17 protein-coding genes are annotated in these 20,028 nt (G+C 62.8%); 8 read left to right on the top strand and 9 right to left on the bottom strand.

Annotated features, from left to right (window positions below; all coding sequences use genetic code 11):
• Positions 1-70 precede the first annotated feature (70 nt).
• Positions 71-586 carry a MarR family winged helix-turn-helix transcriptional regulator gene (locus AB4Y80_RS05705; RefSeq protein WP_442212544.1) on the top strand — a complete coding sequence of 172 codons (516 nt, stop codon included), beginning with the start codon at positions 71-73 and terminating at the stop codon, positions 584-586.
• 48 nt (positions 587-634) lie between these two features.
• Here AB4Y80_RS05705 and AB4Y80_RS05710 read toward each other — a convergent pair whose 3' ends face one another.
• A complete protein-coding gene (locus AB4Y80_RS05710) occupies positions 635-1,426 on the bottom strand; it encodes a substrate-binding domain-containing protein (protein ID WP_442212546.1) in 792 nt (263 codons plus the stop codon).
• A 113-nt stretch (positions 1,427-1,539) separates the two neighbouring features.
• On the opposite strand from AB4Y80_RS05710, the gene AB4Y80_RS05715 reads away from it, so the two are divergent.
• A complete protein-coding gene (locus tag AB4Y80_RS05715; protein ID WP_442212589.1) occupies positions 1,540-1,902 on the top strand; it encodes a DUF5997 family protein in 363 nt (120 codons plus the stop codon).
• Between the two features lie 68 nt (positions 1,903-1,970).
• On the opposite strand, the gene AB4Y80_RS05720 is transcribed toward AB4Y80_RS05715, so the two are convergent.
• Complete coding sequence (locus tag AB4Y80_RS05720) at positions 1,971-3,503, bottom strand: APC family permease (RefSeq protein WP_442212548.1); 1,533 nt, start codon at positions 3,501-3,503, stop codon at positions 1,971-1,973.
• 104 nt (positions 3,504-3,607) lie between these two features.
• Positions 3,608-4,987 (bottom strand): flavin monoamine oxidase family protein, encoded by a 1,380-nt coding sequence (locus AB4Y80_RS05725; RefSeq protein WP_442212550.1) that lies wholly within the window; start codon positions 4,985-4,987, stop codon positions 3,608-3,610.
• A 215-nt stretch (positions 4,988-5,202) separates the two neighbouring features.
• Here AB4Y80_RS05725 and AB4Y80_RS05730 point away from each other — a divergent pair, with 215 nt between their 5' ends.
• The 3 genes from AB4Y80_RS05730 (at position 5,203) to AB4Y80_RS05740 (ending at position 7,986) form a co-directional block, all read left to right on the top strand.
• Complete coding sequence (locus AB4Y80_RS05730) at positions 5,203-5,895, top strand: TetR/AcrR family transcriptional regulator (RefSeq protein WP_442212552.1); 693 nt, start codon at positions 5,203-5,205, stop codon at positions 5,893-5,895.
• 65 nt (positions 5,896-5,960) lie between these two features.
• Positions 5,961-6,371, top strand: coding sequence for a hypothetical protein (locus tag AB4Y80_RS05735; protein ID WP_442212555.1), 411 nt, complete (start codon positions 5,961-5,963; stop codon positions 6,369-6,371).
• Positions 6,372-6,492: 121 nt separating this feature from the next.
• On the top strand, positions 6,493-7,986 hold the full coding sequence (locus tag AB4Y80_RS05740; RefSeq protein WP_442212591.1) for a stealth family protein: 1,494 nt from the start codon (positions 6,493-6,495) through the stop codon (positions 7,984-7,986).
• A 195-nt stretch (positions 7,987-8,181) separates the two neighbouring features.
• On the opposite strand, the gene AB4Y80_RS05745 is transcribed toward AB4Y80_RS05740, so the two are convergent.
• The 5 genes from AB4Y80_RS05745 to AB4Y80_RS05765 all read right to left on the bottom strand — a co-directional run bounded on the left by AB4Y80_RS05745 (position 8,182) and on the right by AB4Y80_RS05765 (position 15,779).
• A complete protein-coding gene (locus AB4Y80_RS05745) occupies positions 8,182-10,200 on the bottom strand; it encodes a flavin-containing monooxygenase (RefSeq protein WP_442212557.1) in 2,019 nt (672 codons plus the stop codon).
• Between the two features lie 726 nt (positions 10,201-10,926).
• Entirely contained in the window at positions 10,927-12,426 is a 1,500-nt protein-coding gene (locus AB4Y80_RS05750) for a carotenoid oxygenase family protein (RefSeq protein ID WP_442212559.1), read from the bottom strand.
• Between the two features lie 227 nt (positions 12,427-12,653).
• Positions 12,654-13,838 (bottom strand): acyl-CoA dehydrogenase family protein, encoded by a 1,185-nt coding sequence (locus AB4Y80_RS05755; protein ID WP_442212562.1) that lies wholly within the window; start codon positions 13,836-13,838, stop codon positions 12,654-12,656.
• 85 nt (positions 13,839-13,923) lie between these two features.
• On the bottom strand, positions 13,924-14,778 hold the full coding sequence (locus AB4Y80_RS05760) for an alpha/beta fold hydrolase (protein ID WP_442212564.1): 855 nt from the start codon (positions 14,776-14,778) through the stop codon (positions 13,924-13,926).
• A complete protein-coding gene (locus AB4Y80_RS05765) occupies positions 14,778-15,779 on the bottom strand; it encodes an LLM class flavin-dependent oxidoreductase (protein ID WP_442212567.1) in 1,002 nt (333 codons plus the stop codon). Before AB4Y80_RS05765 ends, AB4Y80_RS05760 begins: the two co-directional genes overlap by 1 nt.
• 230 nt (positions 15,780-16,009) lie before the next feature.
• Between AB4Y80_RS05765 and AB4Y80_RS05770 the strand changes: the two genes are divergently transcribed.
• The 3 genes from AB4Y80_RS05770 (at position 16,010) to AB4Y80_RS05780 (ending at position 19,671) form a co-directional block, all read left to right on the top strand.
• Entirely contained in the window at positions 16,010-17,800 is a 1,791-nt protein-coding gene (locus AB4Y80_RS05770) for an AMP-dependent synthetase/ligase (protein ID WP_442212569.1), read from the top strand.
• Between the two features lie 37 nt (positions 17,801-17,837).
• Positions 17,838-19,019: an acyl-CoA dehydrogenase family protein gene (locus tag AB4Y80_RS05775; RefSeq protein WP_442212571.1), complete on the top strand. Its 1,182-nt coding sequence runs from the start codon at positions 17,838-17,840 to the stop codon at positions 19,017-19,019.
• 73 nt (positions 19,020-19,092) lie between these two features.
• Complete coding sequence (locus tag AB4Y80_RS05780; RefSeq protein WP_442212573.1) at positions 19,093-19,671, top strand: TetR/AcrR family transcriptional regulator; 579 nt, start codon at positions 19,093-19,095, stop codon at positions 19,669-19,671.
• A 72-nt stretch (positions 19,672-19,743) separates the two neighbouring features.
• Here AB4Y80_RS05780 and AB4Y80_RS05785 read toward each other — a convergent pair.
• Positions 19,744-20,028: hypothetical protein (locus AB4Y80_RS05785; RefSeq protein WP_442212575.1), on the bottom strand; the 285-nt coding region annotated here is incomplete at its 5' end.

Raw genomic sequence — 20,028 nt, forward strand, 5'->3', positions numbered from 1 at the left:
TCATGGAGATAATCGTCAAGTGAGATAAAATTGGATCCATCACGCGGTTATTTGGCGGAAGATGGATGTCATGAGAACACAGAATCCCTATGGTCCGCTCCTGGAAGTCATGCGGGAGTACTCACTTGAGTCGGACCGTTACGTGGAGCGGGCCGCGTCCCTGCACGGTTTCCACCGCACGGACCTGAACGCCCTGGGCTTCCTGATTCGTCCCGACGCGGCCACGGGAGCGATGACGCCCGGAAAGCTCGGCGAGGCCCTCAACCTCAGTTCGCCGGCCACCACCGCCCTGGTCGACCGCCTGGAGCGCTCCGGCCACGTCATCCGCAAGAGGAGCGAGACGGACCGCCGCCAAGTTCAGCTGGCCATGACCGAGCATGCCCGCACGGTGGGCCGGACCCTGTTCTTCCCGCTGGCCGCGCAGCTGACCGCGGCCCTCCAACGCTACACGCCCGACGAGCTCGACCTTGTTCGGCGCTTCCTGGTCGACATGACGGAAGCGACGACCCAGGCACGGGACGGGCTCGCATCGACCGACATCGGCGAACCCGACGCCGTCGAAAAGGGCGCCCCCACACCGGGCTGAGCGCCTACACCGGGCTGGGCGTCCCCGCGAACGGCGTGGGGGCCGGCTTCAGCGGCCGCGGCGCTGGCTGCGGGCCTTTCCGCCGGGCCGGCCGCCGCCGCGAAGGTTGGTGCCGCCCTTGGTCTTGGCACCGCCGGCGCGTGAGGACGCGGCGCCTTTCGCCCCCTTGCCGCCGGCTCCGCCCTTCGCTCCCTTCTTCGGGGCAGCGTCCTGCTTGGCCTGGACGGACGGCTGCCGGGAGCTGTTCGCGCTGCGCCCGCGCACCACCCCGATGAATTCCTCAATGACGGTGTCAAAATCGTCGGGCAGGGGGGTGTCGGAGCGCAGCCAGGCCAGGCCGATGGCGGAGTCCGGGATGCCGGTGACGACCCGGGCCCGCAGCGCCTTGCGATTGAAATGGCGGGCCACGGACATGGGCAGGATCAAGATCCCCAGGCCGGCCTCCACCAGGTCAAGGGCTTCCTCCACGGAGCCCATGGGCGGCAGCGGCTTGCGGGTCCCCGCAATGATTTCGCTGGAAATGTCCCGCCACGCGGGATAGTCGTCCGGGTCCGCCAGCAGGTATTCGTCGGCCAGTTCCTCGACGGGGAGTTCCTCAAACGCGGCAATGGGATGGTCCTTGGGCGCCACCACCACCGACAGCTCGGTGTACAGCGGGATGACGTTGAGCCCGGCCGGCTCCACCGGCAGCCGCACAAACGCCAGGTCGGCCTCCCCGGCGCGCACGGCGTCGAGCTGGCGGGCCTCAGAAACGGGATGCGCGATCAGGGGAACCTGGCGCATCCGCTCCTCCCAGCGGTGGATCCACTTTCCGGGGGTCACGCCAGGGACATAGGTCACGGTAAGTTCACGGGGTTCTGGCACCTGTTTACCCTAACGCACGGTTTTCCCCCAAGATACTGTGCCGCCACCGGTACCCTTGACCTATGAGTATTGAACCGTCCCCCCAAGCCATGAAGTCCGCCACCGCGGCCAAGAAACTGGGCATCCACCTGCCCGCCGCCCCCGCGGAGTTCCAAGAGAATGCGCTGAGTCGGGAGGATTTCAAGACCTTGCAGGAAAACCCGCCGGAGTGGCTGGCCGAACTCCGCCGCAACGGGCCACACCCGCGCCAGGTCATCGCCCAGAAGCTGAACATCTCCATCGGCGGGCTAAACCGCTCCAACATCACCGAGGCCCTGACGACGGCGGAGATCACCGCGCTGCTGCAGGCTCCACCGGCGTGGCTGGTCGAGGAACGCGCCATCCATGCCAAGGCCCGCGCCGAGGCCAAACTGGCCAAGGAGCGCGAGGCGGCCCGCCGCCCCAAGAGCTAGCACGCCGCGCGTCTCGAGGGGCTCCTTCCATCACCGGAAGGAGCCCCTCGAGTTCCCGCGGTTGGGCCTTAAGGGTTGTACACCTGGCTGGTGCGGCTCAGGACCTGGCCCTTGAAGAACTCCGGGTGGCGCCAGTTCATGACCAGCATCAGCACGGCACCGAGCAGGATCACCCCGCAGCCCAGGATGAACACCATGCCCAAGCCGCCGATGTTGGAGCCCGATCCGTAGCCCGGGTCCATGGAATCGTAGGCGGTCTTGGCGAACATGACCAGCAGGATCACCCCACCCACAAGGGGGGCCAGGAACTTGCACAGGAAGTTGCGGGCGCCGTGGAACGCCTCGGCCCGGAAATACCACACGCACGCCAGCGCCGTGATCCCGTAGTAGAAGCAGATCATCATGCCCAGGGCGGTGATGGTGTCCCAAAGCGCGTTTTCGGACAGCGTCCGGGTGACGATGTAGAAGCCGGCGGCGGCGACGGCGGCAACGATCGTGGCGTAGCCCGGCGACTGGTACCTGGGGCTGATTTTGCCGAAGCCCTTGGGGAGTGCCTGGTAGTGGCCCATGGCCAGCAGCGTCCGCGCCGGGGAGACAAAGGTTGATTGCAGCGAGGCGGCGGAGGAGCTGAGGATGGCCAGGGACATCAGGATGGCAAAGGGCCCCATGACCGGCCCGGCCAGGACGGCGAAAATGCTGGCTTGATTCTCCGGGTTGCCCGCGCCCAGGCCCGTGGTGCCGATGCCGGCGTATGCCAGCGTGGCCAGCGAGACCGACATGTAGATCAACACGATCACCACGATCGTCACCGTCGCGGCCCGGCCCGGGGTCTTCTTCGGGTTCTTCGTTTCCTCGTTCATGGTCAGGGTGACGTCCCAGCCCCAGAAGATGAAGATGGACAAGGACACGCCGGCGGCGAACTGGGAGAAGGATTCGACGGCGAACGGGTTGAACCAGTCCGCGGAAATGGCGGTGGCGTTAAACGCCGTGCCGCCGGCCACGTGGCTGAACGCGGCGATGGCGAACCAGCCCAACACCAGCAACTGGAACGCGACCAGGGTGTACTGGAACGCCTTGGTGGTTTCCATGCCCCGGTAGGAGATCCAGCAGGCGCCGGCGATGAAGACCAGGGTGGTGAGGATGTTCAGTGGCAGCACCGTGGTCAGGTCCGCCAGGGACGGGTTGCCAAAGATCTGCGCCAGCATGAGGTAGAAGAAGTCCACCGCCACGGCCGCCAGGTTGGAGAGCACGATGATGGTGGCCGCCACCAGGCCCCAGCCACCCATCCAGCCCAGCCACGGGCCAAAGGCACGGGTCGCCCACGTAAACGACGTGCCGGCGTCGGGCATGGCATTGTTGAGCTCGCGATACCCCAGCGCCACCAGCAGCATGGGGATGAAGCCGACCAGGAAGATCGCCGGCAGGTGCACGCCCACCTCGGACACCGTGGGGCCCAGGGCTGCCGTCAGCGTGTAGGCGGGGGCGATGCAGGAAACGCCGATGACGACGGCGCCGATCAGGCCCACCGAGCCGGCCTTCAGGCCCTTTTCGCTCAGTCCGCGGTCATCGACAGCGTTTTTTACCGTAATGGGGGAACTCATGTGGTCACCTCTCGAACGTAGTTAACAACCGGGACGTGCTGGAGTGGGATCGGTGGCGGAGCCCGTCGAAGCCCGGGGACCTCGGCGGGCTCGCTCACCGGCAATTACTTCGTGAGGGCCGCAATCAGCGTCGCGGCCGTGTCCTGGCCCATGCGGACGGCGCCGTCAACGTGCTGGTAGCCTTCGGCCGCCAGGTCGGAGGACGACCAGTGGATGGGGCCCACGGGGGTCAGCTGGTCCGGGCCGTAGCGGTGCAGGCCGCCGAGGTCGTAGCTGGCCGCATAGGCGCCGCGGGTCCACTCCTCGGCGCCCCAGTCGGACTCGTAGTACACCGCCGGCTCCGCGGCGCCGTCGCCGAGGAATTCGGCCAGCGCCGTGGTGATTTCCTTCTTCCGTTGTTCGGGGGAGAGCGAGAAGGCGTAGTCGGCTTTTTCGTCGGAAACGAAGCCCACGAGGGTGCCGCGGGCGTCGCCGTGGTTGGTGTTGTCGTATACCTCCTGGACCAGCGAGGAGGCGCTGAAGCCGGTGCCGGAGAGTCCGTCCGCGCGCCAGAACGGGGTGTCGTAGACGGCGTGGACCTTGATGACGAAGCCCAGCGACTGGTGCTGGTGCATCTGGTGCTGGCGGCGCGGCAGCGGCGGGTCAAAGGACACCCGGGAGTACAGGTTCGGCGGGACGGCCATGACCACGCGCTTGGCGGTGACGGTGGCGTTGTCGCTGATCACGGTGGCCCGGTAGTCGCCGTCGGTCTCTTCCCAGCGGACCGTGCGGGCCGGGGAATTGAGGATGACGTTCTTGCCCAGGCGCTCCGCCAGCGCCAGGGACACCCCCTGCATGCCGCCCACCACGCGCTTGTCCAGGATGAAGTTGTCGTCCACCAGATGGCTGAAGGAGCCGGCGGAGGAGGCCATGAGCACGGCCTGCAGCGCGGAAAACGCGTGGGCGGGCTTGGTGAGCATGCCGCCGGCGATGAACAGGCCAATGTTGTTGCAGGCCTCCTCGTCGGTGGATTGGCCCCGCAGCCAGTGATGGAAGGAGATGATGTCCAACTCCCGGGCCTGCGGGTGCTCCCACGGCCGGGCCGGATCCATGGCGGCGGCGAGCGCATCCAGGGTGTCGATGAGCTTGTCCATCTCGGCCGCGGTCCCGGCGCTGACGGGGAACATCTCCCCGGTGTAGCGGGTGCGCGTGCCGTCCGGGGCAATGTAGACGCTGTCGCCGTCGCGGTAGCGCGAATACGTCGCCAGGCCGAGCTCGTCCAACAGGGCGATCAGCGCCGTCTGGTCCGGGGAGACCCACTGGCCGCCCAACTCGAGCCACGCGCCGTCGATCGTTTCCGTCCACGTCCGGCCGCCGACGCGGTCGCGGGCCTCCAGCACGGCCACGGTCAGGCCCGCCTTGGTGAGTTCGTGTGCGGCCGTCAGGCCGGACGGACCGGCGCCGATGATGACAACGTCTCGCTGGATGTTCGGTGTGGTGCCCATGATTCCCTCTCTGCGGAACCGGACGGTGACCCGGTTCACTAAATGAATGACGTTCATTTAGATTAGACTGTAATCTACCTCACCCGCTTTGGTAAAGGGTGCACGGAAAAGATGTTTGCGCCCGATGGCGCACCGACAGCCACGGGGAGCGTGCGGTGAGTGAAGGTCCAGTGCCGTTGCAGGCGGTGCCGTTGAGAGCGGCGCCGGCAAGGGCGATGCCGGCGCAACCCGCACGACGCCGGGCCGGCCGGCCCCCGCACGCCTTGCTGGGCACCGCTCAAATCACCAAGGCGGCGCTGCGGCTGGTGACCCGGGACGGGTACAAGGCCCTCACCATGTCCGGGCTGGCCAAGTCGCTGAACGTGGCCCCCTCCGCGCTGTACAACCACGTTCGTTCCAAGCAGGATGTGCTGCTGCTGGTGGAGGACGCCCTGATGGGCCGCGTGGACGTGTCGGCGTTTGCCCACCGGCCATGGGAGGAGGCCGTGCGCATCTGGGCGCACTCCTACCGGGACGCGTTTTCCTCGCATCTGCCGCTGATCCCGGTGATCGCACTGCTGCCGGTGACGAACGCGCCGCAAACCGTGCGCATGTACGAGGCCGTCACGGCCGGTTTCCTGCGGGCCGGCTGGCCGGGCGAGCGCATCATTGATGCCATCGTGGCCCTGGAGTCGTTCATTTACGGCTCGGCATATGACGTCAACGCCCCGGCCGACATCTTTGCCGCCGGCACGCTGGCGCCCGAGGCACCCCACTTCACGGCCGCCGTCGAACATCGCGGCCGGCCCACAGGGGCACAGGCAGCCGGGCGCAACGACGCGGACGCGGCGTTTGAGCTGGGCCTGGACGCCATGGTGGCCGGGCTGGCCGCCTGGCGCACGCCCCGACCGGCCGCCGGCGCGCACTAGCCAGCACGGGCCCGGGTCCCTACGCTGAAGAGTGACGCACGAAGGCCGGCGAGCAGGAGGACAGCATGGGTTTGAGCATTGGCAACGCCGCACTCCGGCTCGTGTCGGGGGCGTTCATACTCAACTCCGGGATCAACAAGTTGAGCCTTGGCCCCGAACACGCCGCCGCACTGCAAGCATCCGCGGCGCGCGTGATCCCGCAGGCCGCGGCCATGGAACCGGTCCGGTTTGGGAAACGCCTGAGCATGACGGAGATCGGCCTGGGCTCGCTGCTCCTGGCCCCGTTCATCCCCACCCGGCTGGCCGGACTGGCACTGGCCGCGTTTTCCGGCGGGCTCGTTGCCACCTACCTCAAGGCACCCGGGATGACCAGGGCGGACGGCATCCGCCCCACCCCCGAGGGCACGGTCCTGGCGAAGGACATCTGGCTGGTGGGAATCGCCGTTGCGCTGATTTTCCACCGCAAGCGCCGCTGAGGATCCGCCGGGTCCCCCGCGGGCCTGCGCGGTAAGCTCAAGGGGTGCGCCGGGACGTCTCGCCGGCCAAACCGTCCCCCAGGAGCGCTCCTTGACCCAGCCTTCACCTGCCGCAGCCCGAATGCTGGGCCGGGCCGACGTCGTCGTCCACAAGGGGAGACTGGCACTGGTCAACCGCACGCTGACGCAGCTGCAGGCCATGGTGGCGGACCTGCTTGCCGTCCGCGCGGCGCTCGATGCCTACGCGATCCCGTACATGCTGGTGCGCGGCAATGACGAACGCCCCGTCTTGGCCATCGACCGGGCCATGCGCCATGCCCTGAAAAACGCGCTGGCCCGGTCGTTCGCGGATGAGCCCTTCTACGCGCGCGGCATCGACGCCAAGAAAAAGTCGACCGTCCTCGTGGCGGACGGCGAACTGGCCGCGACCGGCAAGACGCGCATCTTCCGGCTGTTCCGTCCCCGGGTGGAACCACACGGCGGCCTCTACTTTGGGGCGGCCTCCGGAGTCCAGATTGAGTTGTGGACATTTCGGGACGGGCGTATCCGCCTGCCCATTGAAAATTCGCTCACCCGGCGCACCGTGGACGCCAAACTCGCCCTGCGGGGGACGGTGGACCTCTATGGTGTCCGGTGGCCGACCATCGAGAACATGTTTGCCGACCACGCCTTCGACGTCCGCTTCACCGTGGACATGGTCTTCACGTGGGTGGACGGAAGCTCCCCGGAATACCAGGCGGCCCGGAAGGAGCAGGAGCTTGGCGCGGTGCTGGGCGAGGGCGACGATCACGAGGCCCGGTACCGGCAGATCGACGAACTCAAGTATGCGCTGCGGTCCATATACATGTTTGCGCCGTGGATCAGGAACATCTACATTGCCTCCGACTCCCCCGCACCCACCTGGCTGGCTGAGCATCCCCGGGTGCGCATGGTGCGCAGTGCCGAGCATTTTCAGGACCCCTCCGTGCTGCCGACCCACAATTCCATGGCGGTGGAATCCCAGCTGCACCATATCGAGGGCTTGGCCGAGCACTATTTGTATTCCAACGACGACATGTTCTTTGGTCGCCCCGTGGCCCCCGACATGTTCTTCACGCCCGGCGGCATCACCCGGTTCATGCTTTCGCCCAACCGGATCGGCTTGGGTGAGAGTTCCGCCGAACGCAGCGGCTTTGAGAACTCGGCCCGCGTGAACCGGCAGTTGCTGTGGGACCGTTTTGGCCGCATCACCACCCGGCACTTGGAGCATTCGGCCGCACCGTTCCGCCGCTCGGTCATGCTGGCACTCCAAGAGGAGTTCCCGGAGGAGTTTGCGGCCACGGCGGCCAGCCGGTTCCGCGCTGCGGAAAACATTTCCGTGACGAATTCGCTCTACCACTACTTCGCCCTGCTCACGGGGCGCGCCGTCATGCACGCCGACGGCAAGGGCGTCTATGTGGACACCACGACGCGGGCCGGGCTGGACTCGCTGGAGAAGATCCTGGCCAGGCGCAACGCGGATTTCCTGTGCCTGAACGACGGCAGCTTCCCCGAGGTTGACGCCGCGGAGCGCCGCGACCGGGTGACCGATTTCTTGGAAAGATACTTTCCGCTTAAGGCGCCCTGGGAGAAATAGCCTCCGTGCGGCGTGCCGTTGGATGGTCCAAACGACGTAGTGCGTGACCCTGTGGCCGCGCCCACCCGCGGGTGGCCGTCCCTTCCGTGACGGCGGGCGACAGCGAGGACCGGGCAGCGCCAACGAATATTTCCATGGCGCCGTCGCCTTTGCAGGCATGGACACCCATTCTTACGCAGGCTATCTGGAGGACAACTAGGAGATTTGCGCTGCCCTGGAAGCCGGAGACGGCCCTGCACCGAGGGACGTTGTTGCCAGGGGGACTCGGACGCTGAAGTCGTTCAAGTTGGGAGTTCGGGTCAGATGCCAGTAACGGCCATTGGTCCACGGCATATTCGTCACGATTCTCCCCTTGGCGTTCCGATAGTAGGTCGACATCGCCGGATGAGTCCATACAGTGCGCGAGAGGGCGGCATCGACCTTTTCGTTGTAGTCGTCGTAGACGTCATCGCGGCACTCAACACTCGTCAGCCCCTCAGCATCCATCTGCTCAATGACCTGGAGGATGTAGCGCACTTGCATTTCGGCGCTGAGGACATGGCTGCCTCCATGACCGGCGCTGGTGTTTGGGCCGAAGAGGATGAAGAAGTTCGGAAAGTCCGGAACGGTCATGCCAAGGTAGGCGCGCGCATCATCCTCGCCCCAGGCTTCGCGAAGCGTTGCACCCGAACGCCCCCTCACTTCCAGCGTCCCAAGAACATTGAGCGTCTGGAACCCCGTCGCAAGCACGAGGACGTCGGTTTCAATGGAACGACCCGAGGTGGTGATCACGGTGTTGCCATTAATAGATGCCACTCCTTCGTCCACGAGTTCAACGTTCGGACGCTTCATGGATGCGTACCAACCGTGGTCGAGCAATGGACGTTTCCCATACGGCGGGTAGGAGGGGAGGCATTTTTCCGCCAGATCCGGGCGATCCGCGAGCTGCGAGTGAATGTATCCACTAAGAAAGGTGCGGTGGCGTTCGTTTGCCGCGTTGATGGACTGGGAAGAAAGGTGCCACTCGGGGTCGATCTGCAGCCCGGCGTGCAGGCGGTCCCCGAAGTTCCAGATGAGCCGCAAACGGTACCAGGAGAGGTACCACGGAACGTTGGCCATCAGGAACTTCTGGACAGGATCCACCTCTTGGCCCACGTTGGGGTTGGGAATGATCCACCCCGGGGTGCGCTGGAAAACAGTTACCTGGGCCGCCCTGTCGACGATCGCCGGAAGGACCTGCATGGCGCTCGCGCCGCTGCCGACCAGCGCGACGCGCTTGCCGGCCACGTCGGTGGTCCGATCCCAAGCTGCCGTGTGGAAGGCTGGGCCGTTGAACGTCGCAAGTCCGTCGATCTTTGGGAAGGCGGGAATGTTTAGCAGGCCCACAGCGCTGATCACGATCGGCACAGCAAACGACTCCACCTGGCCGTCGGCAGTGAGCAATTCCCCGACCCATTGTTGACCATCATCGTCCCATCGGGCGGAAGTGACAGTAGTGTCGAACCGGGTATTCTCGCGCAGGCGATACCGTTTCGCCACCGAGATCAAATACTCCTGTACCTCATCCCGGCCGGCAAAATGGTGCGGCCAGTCAGCGCGCTGGTCAAACGAGAAAGAATAGAGGTGGATGGGCGTGTCCACGCCGGCACCGGGATAGACGTTCTCGAACCAGGTACCACCGATGTCGCTGTTCTTCTCAACGATCGTGTAACTGATCCCCTGCTGGGCGAGTCTAACCGCCGCACACAACCCAGAGAATCCACCGCCGATGATCAATACGCGTGGCTTTGCATCCGTAGGAGAGAGCTGGGGCACCGGGACTGCGTTGACCCTGCTGGCGGCGAAGAGCTCGTCGGCGAGTAGTTCCGCCTCCTCGTCGGGGACGGTTTCTCCGACGACGGCGCCGAGAATCGTCTTGACCTCTGCGGGGGTCAATGAGGCTGCGGCTGGTAGTTCGCCATCGTGGTGGGCGGTCAATACGCCCATGACAAGTGTGCGTAGACGCTCTTGGGCGGCATCGGAGAGCCCGCCGGAATTGTGGTCGCCGGTTCCACGTGCGGGAGTCGGACGAAACTCCCCTTCGAGCAATGACATGTCCCCGGTCAGCTGGACGAGCACCGCCAGCAAAGTCGGGAGATTCGCATGGGCCAATGCCTCGCTGAGCCTCCGCAGGTAAGTCTCGCGGCTTGCTCCATCGGCATTCTCTCCAGACACGAGTCTCTTCCAGTCGTTCACCGCTGCTCCTTCAAGTTAGGGACAATTACACGCCCGGCCCCCATTCGCCACGCAGTACATGCACGCGTGGCAACGGGCTCTTGTCTAGCGAGTTGTTTTGATATTGAGAATATCATAATCAATTTATGGATTACACGCTTGGGAATTTCTGCGTCGGGCAGGCGGCTCCGCACACCAGGACAACCCCCCGCGGAGGGCCAGGCACGCCCGGCGTCATGTGGCGTTCCCCACCACTGGCGGGGCGGCGGCATAGGCCCTCGCGGCCAGCTGAAAGTGTCCCGCAGGGCAAAATGCCTGCGGGAAAATGGGCAGGACCATGGGAGCCCCGCCGTCCCACCCCACGACCGCTGACGGCCGTTTTCGGACTTTGCGCTGCGGTGATTCCCACTCCATGACACAGATGGTCGAGGCCGGGTGGGAGTATTTGCCTGTCGATCGGCGACAGAGGTCGATCCGAGCCCTCACGTCTTACCGGCGGGGCCGGCCCGCGCCGGATCGCCGCGGCGACCTGCGGATGGCAGGCCAAGAGGCGCGAGGCCGGCTCGTGGCCCAGGAAGTGGAATAACTGGCCCGAACGACGGACTGGAACGCGTCATAAGACAGATTCACAGGTCAACGAAGGACCCATCGGAGGGGAACAGCACGAGACCACTCGCAATCGATCGGAGTGGCTGTCGGTGCTGATCCCCTCCGGCTCCAGCCGAGTTGACCTGCTAGGACTTAGGGTCAGTAGCGAAAGTCCATCCAATGGCCATGCGGAGTCCACCCCATCATGAAGGGAATCTCGATCCGGCAAACAGGACCCCGGGTGATGTCATGAGTATCGAAGATCATATACTCACCCCGACGCTCCGCCCACCAGGACACGGGCACGATGATGAAACCATCACCCTCCGGGGAGGTCGGGGTACGCGGTGCGAACGTAGCTTCCAGAACAGCAGCCGCCTCCGTGGTACGGATCTGATAGACCTGTTCGGCCATGGTCTTCATGTTCGTCATGACCAGGCTGTTCATTGACATGCCCTTGCGCTTGACAACCCCTCCCACCTGGAAACCAAACGAGTATGGCTTTCCATAGAATCTCTCGTCAATCTTCGGAAGTTCAGAGGGCCGATCCGAGAGTTGCTCCCTCTTCGCATTGCCTGTCGCCAAGTCAATGCTCCACCGGCCCAAGAAGCTCCTGGCTACGGAGAAGAACAACGCGACGTCGTCACCCTCGGCGAAGTCTTGGGCGAACGGGAACGGCGGACGATCAAAGATCGGCGCGTCAAGAGTCAGGACCCCGTCCTCGACGTTTGCAGCCATTGTGTGCATTACGTACTCAGCGGGAAGATCTGTCTTGATCCACCGAATATCCCCGTGAATGTTCTCGCGCGGAATCAACGCAATCACGATCGGCAGCGACTCATCCCAGCCCCAGATGCCGAGTTTCTTCTCGGTGATCTGCTTCTTGTCCACGGTGAATGGCTGGAAAGGCATGACGATCCACTCTGGAGTCAACCAGATATCGTGCGCAACCGTGTTGTAGGGGGCATCATGGAGGTCCCTTGAATCCACCCGGCCGTCAGGCTCGACCACGTGGATGGTGACAAATGGCGCCTCATCGCGGAAGTTCCACCCATAAAGGGTGCCGGTCTCATGGTCCCACTTCGGATGTGCCGTGAACGATGCGTCGCCGAAACAGGTCTTCTCATGCAGCCCCTGGGACAGCTTGGTGGACCAGTTGACAATACCCTTCGTCTCCAGCGTGAACGGATCTATCGCGATGGGCGGGCCACCCTGTTCGCCGGAGGCCAGCAACTCGCCGGCGAACGGAAAGATATTGATGTTATTTGTCCCCTGGGGTACGCCGGTCGTGTATTCGTCACGCTTGACGTCACCATAGGCGTGATCACGCCAATCGCCGAACCCGCCATCGGTCCACTCGAACATTCCCCGATCATGTTTTTCTTCAAGCACAAACTTCGGCGTCCGGATCCAACGGTTGCGGAAATCAGCCTTTCCGTTTTCAATCACGAGGCCCTGCACCATGCCGTCCATTGAAATCAGGGGATTTGGCCCCTGATTCGTTGGGCGGCGCCACGTCGGGCCGGTGCGGTAAAAGCCTCCGGCCAGTTCCCGCGGGATCTCGCCATGAGTGACGATGCAGTCGCGGACGGTTGCCTCAAAGCGCATCGGTTGAAATGGGCCTTTGAACGCGGTTCCTACTGGGAGCGGATATCCCATGTGAACTCCTCATTGAATTTAGATCGTCGACTGGCCTGGGCAGCCAGCCCCCCACTGCGTTAACGCTAGTGGTAAAAACGTTGAATGTAAACGATCGTTTCCATTGTGACAATCGAAAACCTTTGGGGCCTGCCACCCACTCTAGGTACCGAAGACGCCGAAAGTAAGTGACCGTTTACATCGCCTTGATGACCGTTCGCGGTCGCGCTCAACTCACGCCTCGCCCCTTAGTAGGAGCGGGGCAATCCCAGCGAGTGCTCCGCAACGAAGTTCAGGATCATCTCCCGAGACACAGGAGCGATTAGTTGAAGGCGGGCCAGAAACCAAAAGCTGGTCAGGTTGTACTCGAGCGCCACACCGTTTCCGCCGTGGGTCTGGATCGCATGGTCGAGTGCGAAGACTCCGGCTTCAGCCGCCGCAAGCTTGGCAATGTTGCTCACTTCTCCGGCCGGAAGGCCCGCGTCATATAGCGCGGCCGCCTTCTGCATCATCAGGCGGGCCTGCTCCAGCTTGATCCTCGCCTCCGCAAGAGGATGCGCTATCGCCTGATGGGCCCCGATCGGGGTGGACCACACCGTGCGCTGACACGCATAGGCTACCGCCTTGTCGAGGGCATATCGGGCAAGCCCTACAGAAACCGCTGCAGAGAGAATTCTTTCCGGGTTGAGCCCATCGAATGCTGCCTGCAGACCTTCCCCTTCAACGCCGATCAGTCGATCCGTGCTGACTTCGACGTTGTCGAAGAAGAGAGTGAACTGCTTGACGGGTTCCTCGAGTGCAGTCTCAATGGGCACCATGGTGAGCCCGGGCGTTGTGGGATCTAGCATCAGCAGGCTCAGTCTCCCGCGGCCTCGATCGTTAACACCGGTCTTTGCCACCAGCATGAGGTAGTCACACTCATCCACCCCCGAAATATAGTACTTCTGACCATTGACAATATATTTCTCCCCCTCGCGGCGAGCGGTGGTGGTGATCTTATGGGAGTTTGAGCCGGCGTTCGGCTCTGTCAGGGCGAAGGAAATCTGCAGGTCCCCGCGCGCGAGCCCACCGAGCCACCGCTTTTTCTGATCAGCCGATCCGTGGCGACTGAGGATGGTACCAATGATTCCAGGCGAGACAAGGAGGGACAACAGAGGGCAGCCCGCCGCCGCGGTCTCTTCGAGTACCGCAGTCAACTCCTGGAGGCCAAGTCCGCCGCCATCGTATTCCTCGGGAAGATGCACGCCAAGGTAGCCGGCATCGCCTAGAGTCTTCCAGAGCTCCGTCGGCGCTCGCTTCTCAGCATTGACCTTTTTGTAGTAGGCGGGACCGAATCCCGCGGCAATGCGGAAGACAGCCTCGCGCATGGCTCGCTCTTCCTCCGAAGGGACGAGGGACAGACTGGGGCTCGAATCCTGCGGTGATCCGGACATGAGTGCTCTTTTCTGTAGTGTGATCTCTAGTGGTGTGAGGGAATGTCACGCTGGGGTTTTCGATGGCGGCAGGGCGGTCTACCGGCTAGGCATCCGTACTGCCGGCCCCGGCTCGACCAGCAGTCGTCTTTGACCACGGCACCTCCGCCAGAAAGCTCCTGAGTGTCTCCTCAAGCGCCCCTGGTGCTTGGAGCATTGGGTAGTGGCCGGCGCCTTCGAGGTTTACCAGGCGCGCATTTTTGAGGCGTCCGCGAACCCACGAAGCACCTCTCCGTGAGAGCGTGGGGTCCTCCGTCCCGAGGATTTGGAGCGTGGGCAGCGTGATGTTCTCCACCACGGGCGATAGGTCCGTGCGTAAGAAGCTCCGAAAGGATTCGACCGCCGACCACGTGGGCATCTTCAGTGAAGACTCCAGCAGAAGATCGATCACTTCCGGCTCCGGCCGAACCCGGAAGCTCGCCAGTATCGTCGCCAGACGCGAACCCGCCGGGTCGTTGAGCTCGGCGGCGATCAGCCCGGGTTCGATCTCTCCGGCCGCTTTCCCGAACGGAAAGCTCTCGGTGCGGCTAACTCCTACCCCGTTTGATGCGAGTAACACCAGCTGGGCGAACTGCTCCGGCCAGCGCGAGACCGTATCGAGAGCGATCTGCCCGCCGAACGACCATCCCACAATTGTGATGTCCGTCAACCCCAGCGCCGAGATTACTGATTCCACGTCTGCCGACAGGCGTGAGACCTCGTATCCAATCCTCGGCTTGTCGGAGTCTCCCGTGCCCCGTATGTCGATTGTCACCACACGGTATTGCGCCGCCAAGGCCGTGGACAGGACAGCGAAGACCTGGTGGCACATCCCGAATCCCGGCAGCAGCACCACGGGCCGGCCCTCGCCAATATCGTCCGCGTAGATACTGATGCCTGGCTCGACTTCGATGAGAGGCATCAGCGAACCTGCCCCACTCTTGTGTCGGCGCCGAAGGTCGTTCTCAGCAAGGGAGCCAACCGCCCACAAATCATCCGAACATTCCTTTCCACGAGCGACTCAGGCATACCGCCAACGGATGCCCAGAAAAACATCGTGTCGATCTCCGTATCACCAAGCCATTCAGCCAGCCGGGCGACAATGGCCTCCGGCGTGTCAAACCAATAAGAGCCCGGGCTGCTCGGATCACGTTTTCGGGCAGCATCTGCGTCGAAAGGGCGTGGAGTTGGACCGTTAAGGCCTAGTGCCATGTGGCGTCGATAGGAATTCTGCTGATACGAAATATATGGGGCGATCTCCGGCCACTCACGCTCAGGATCGTCAGAAGGATAGGCAAAGACCGGCCCGCTCATGCGCCCCGTTTCCGGGTCGTGCCCCCCTTCAATGCGGCCCTGCCTGTACGGCTCCATGAGCGCCGGGTTGATCAGTAGCATCTCTGCCCCTAAACGGCCGGCGCGCCGGGCGCCGACGGGCCCCCCATGGCCCAGCCAAATTGGAATCGGTCGCTGCACAGGTCTGGGCGTCACACCCTCATCGCCCCAGAGTCGCCTGAGTTCTCCGACCGTCGCCGCAGTGGCAGCAAACCTCTCGCCCCGGTTCTTTCCATAGAGCTCGAACTCAGGCACGCGATATCCGGCTCCGAGTCCGAGATCCAGTCGCCCGTTCGAAATCAGGTCGACCACGGCAGCCTGCTCCGCAAGGTCCACCTGGTTGTGCAATGGGGCCACAATCAGTGCCGTGCCCAAGCGGACCCTACTGGTCCGTGCCGCTGCTGCCGCCGCCATAGTCAAGGGTTGGGGAAGGTAGCCGTCATCGAAGAGATGATGTTCGCTAAACCACAGCGAATCCGCCCCGAGTTCCTCCGCTTCCTGGCACATCTCAAGCGTGTGCGCATAGACGCGGGCAGGGTTCAGCCCCGATCCGGGAGGGACGCGGAGATCGAAATAGACACCGATCTTCATTTTGAACTTTCCTCACACGCTGGCAGGGCTGGGGCGCAAACGGGCGCCACGGAATGGAACTTCACCGAGCAGACCTCCTAGATATGTAATCGATCGTTCTCCAACCCTCAGTTAGAAAAACCCCTTTGTTATTGGACAGATACTAGGTATTCTGGGTCAGAAGCTTCTTTTTGTAAAGAACCGTTCACCAACTTGCACCCTCTGTCAACGACGACGCCAGGAGAACCTCGATGACCCGCGCCACCTCCAATGCCGAGCGTGATCCACACTTTCCCCTTGATGCGCCAAGCATTGCTGCCGCATTTCAGCGCACCGTGGCCCGTTACGCTGACCGGATCGGCATCCGAACCATTGGCTCCGGCACGGAGTTGACCTGGAAAGAGATGGATACAAGGATCCGGGCCATCGCCGCAGGGATCCACGCACTGGGACTCAAGCCCGGCGATACCCTTGGGCTAATGCTCCCCAATACCATTGAATGCCACCTCATCGACTGGGCCGCCACACATCTGGGAGTGGTCCCGTTCGCCATCTTCAACACCTCCTCCCCCGAGCAGATCAGCTACCAGCTAAGGAATGCCGGCGCCCGCGTTTTCGTCACCCAGGAATCATTCCTCGATCGGGTCAAGCCGGCGATCAAAGACCTGGGTAACCAGGTTCAGCATCTGATCATCACTAGCGGAGACGGCGGCACGATGTCGCTTGCAGAGCTGGAGGCGACAAATCCCTCAAGCCTGGACTTCGATGCTGCCTGGCAGTCCATCGCCGAGGATGACATCGCGACCATGATCTACACCTCCGGCACCACTGGTCCCCCGAAAGCTGTGGAGTGGTCGAATCGGTCGGCCCTCTCACAGCAACGGGCACTTATCGGCGTCGTCCCCATGCCACAAGAAAGCGTTGTGTCTTTCCAGCCGCTGGCACACGCCGGTGGTCGGGTCACCTCCCATTACATGCCCCTTGCCTACGGCGCAACCGTGACGGTGTGTCCGGACTTCGGACTTCTCGCAGAGCATATCCGCGACGCGCGACCGGATGTGCTCTTTTCCACGCCTCGCCTGTGGGAGAAGCTGCAGATTGCGATTCAATCCCTCATAGAGTCGGATCCTGATTCAAATATCGGAAGCATCCTGGAGGCGAACCTCCAGTGCGTGCACTCGGAAGACTTCGCCGTATCCGGCATGGACGCTGCAAGGCAACTCGCTCAGCTGAAAATCCAACCGTTCCGGAGGGCGCTAACCGCCTTGGGACTGGAACGGCTCAAGGTGGCTTTCATCGGCGGCGCGACCTCRATTCCAGAGCTGGTGCATTTCTTCAGGGCTATCGGCGTCCCACTGCTGGAGGCCTACGGCGGAACCGAAACCGCGCTGCCAATCTTCAACAGGGTCGAGGCCTTCAAGACCGGCACTGCCGGAAGAGCGCTACCGGGCGTAGAGCTTAAGGTTGCAGAAGATGGTGAGCTTCTCGTCCGCTCGGGGATGAATATGGTTGGTTACCGGAATCAGCCAGAACAAACCGCCGAGGTGATTGATTCCAATGGCTACCTCCATACCGGCGACATCGTCACCATAGACGACGACGGCTTTGTTGCCATAGTTGATCGCAAGAAGGAAATTATCATCAACTCTTGGGGTAAGACGATGTCCCCGGCTCAAATCGAATCCACGATCAAGGCGGAGAGTCCCCTCATCGGCCATGTCCTCGCCGTAGGCGACGGACGGCAATATGTCACCGGGCTCATCACCTTGGACCCGGACGCCGTCCCGTTGTTCCGCGACCGCTTCGACCTGGCCCCCGGGGATCTGGGCGACTTTATCGCCGCACAGGAGATCGTCGAATCGATCCAAGCCGCTGTCCTGCGGGGCAATGCACGGTTGAACTCCAATGAGCAGCTCAAGAAGTTCACAATCCTTCCGGAATTCTGGCTTCCGGACTCTGACGAGCTCACACCTACGGGCAAGCTCAAGCGAAGAACCATACTTCCCAAATACGCCGCCGAGATCGCGGCCCACTACGCCTGAAGACCACCTCACCAACCAAGCCCACCGAGGGGATGCAATGCTCAAAACCACCGACCACCAAGGCTTTACCCTTATGTCGACCGCGGAAGAGGCAGCGATGAGGGACGACGTCGGTCGATTGGCAAAGGAATACGGACCTGCGTTTTTCCAGCAGATTTCTCAGGCCGGTACGCCGCGAAACGAGCTTTGGAACAGACTCGGCGCCAAGGGATACCTCGGAATTCACCTTCCTGCCGAATTCGGAGGGGGCGGCCAAGGACTCTACGAATTCGGAGCAGTCATGGAAGAGTGCGCCCGAGAGGGCATTCCCATTCTCACTGCGATGTTCTCCACCGGCGTTAACGGCACTATCCTTGCGCGGCACGGCACACGGGAACAGAAGCAACGCTGGCTGCCAAGGATCGCCACGGGCGAAGCCATTAGCGCATTCGCGATGACCGAACCCCAGGCAGGACTGAACTCCTACAATATTGAAACGACGGCAACCCAGCATGGAGACGGCTGGGTTCTCAATGGTTCCAAGTACTATGTGTCCGCCATGAAAGAAGCGGAATGGCTCATGGTCGTTGCACGCACCGGGGTCGACCCACTGACCGGGCACGGACTGCTTTCCTTGTTCCTCGTTGACGCCGACGCGGCGGGAATCGAATACGAGCCCCTGCCGACCGAGCTGCAGGTCCCGGAGCGCCAATTCACGGTGCACTTTACCAACGTTCCGATCAGCCGTGACCGGCTCATCGGAACCGAGCACAAGGGACTCCGATCCGCATTCGTCGGAATGAATGCAGAACGCATCCTGGTCAGTTCCGTCTGCACGGGAGTGGGTGCTTATGCGCTTGCCCGGGGCGTGGACTATGCCAACAAGCGCGCGGTGTGGAACGGGCCCATCGGCGCCTACCAGGCCATTGCTCACCCGCTTGCGCAGGCGAAAGCCGACATCGAGGCAGCACGGCTGTTGACACAGAAGGCCGGCAAGCTCTATGACGAGGGTGCTGAGGCGGGAGAATTGGGCAACATGGCCAAAATGCTTGGCGTCGACGCAGGGCTGGCGGCCCTCGATGCGGCCATCCAAACACATGGCGGCAATGGCTTTGCCCAAAGTTCGCAGCTTTCGAACTACTGGTTCCTTCTTCGGGCATTTAGGGTGGGCCCTGTCTCCAAGGAGATGACCCTGAACTTCATCGCTCAGCATTCGCTCGGTCTTCCGCGCGCATACTAGAGTAGCCAGCAGTATCTGCCTCATGCACTGATGTGTGCCTCTTGAACTTGTGCCGCCCTATCTGGATTGAGAAATGACTCGCGAAGACCAAATACTCGAAAGCGCCGCCAAACTCTTCTCAGAGCGGAGTTATGACGGCGTTGGAGTTGATGCCATCGCCAAGGTGGTCGGCATCACCGGTTCGGCCATCTACCGGCATTTCTCCAGCAAGGATGAGATTCTTGCCGCGTTGTTCGATCGGGTCATGGATCAGATGTTGATAAGGATCGGGACTCCATCAGATGATCCGCGGGAGGAACTGAATCACCTCGTGGAAGCACATGTCGAATTTGCCATGAGCCACCAGACCCTCGCGGGAATTTGGGCTCGCGAACAACGCGCACTGACCAAAGCGCATCAACGCAATTTCCTACGCAGGCAAGGCCAGTACATTGACCGTTGGATCGCATGCCTGGACCAGTGTTTCCCCGGCCACCCCCGTGAGGAACTCGTCGCCACCGTACGCGCGCTTCATGGTCTGATCACCTCCGACATTACGAGGCCATTGGGGAGCAGCAGGCCAGCTCAACTCGAGGCCCTCCTGACCCGGCTGGCATATTCAGCCCTCGGCGCCCTTGAGTTGGAGAACAACCCTGCGCCGGAACGGGCCTGACCCGCATGCCAACGCGCCGCGGGCGGTCGTCCTGGGAGACCAGGGACCGCGGGCGGAATCGTGGCGGCGGGATTAGGCGGGACGGGTGGTGCTCTGGGAGATCAGCCGCACGGCAACCTCGGCAATGGCCTCGGCGGTATAGCCGTCCGAGGGGCGGTACCACCGCGATACCCAGTTGATCATTCCCAGCATCAACCGCGCGGATATGACAGGATCGTCCACGGGAATGACGCCCGCATCCATGGCCCTGCCGACCACCCCGATCCACACCCGCTCGTAGTCCCTCGTCCAGGCACGCCATCTCGCATACATCTCGGGAGACAGGCCCGCACCGCCAAAGAAGACGTTCATATACTG

It is taken from the genome of Specibacter sp. RAF43 (genome assembly GCF_052114065.1).
GTDB lineage: Bacteria > Actinomycetota > Actinomycetes > Actinomycetales > Micrococcaceae > Specibacter.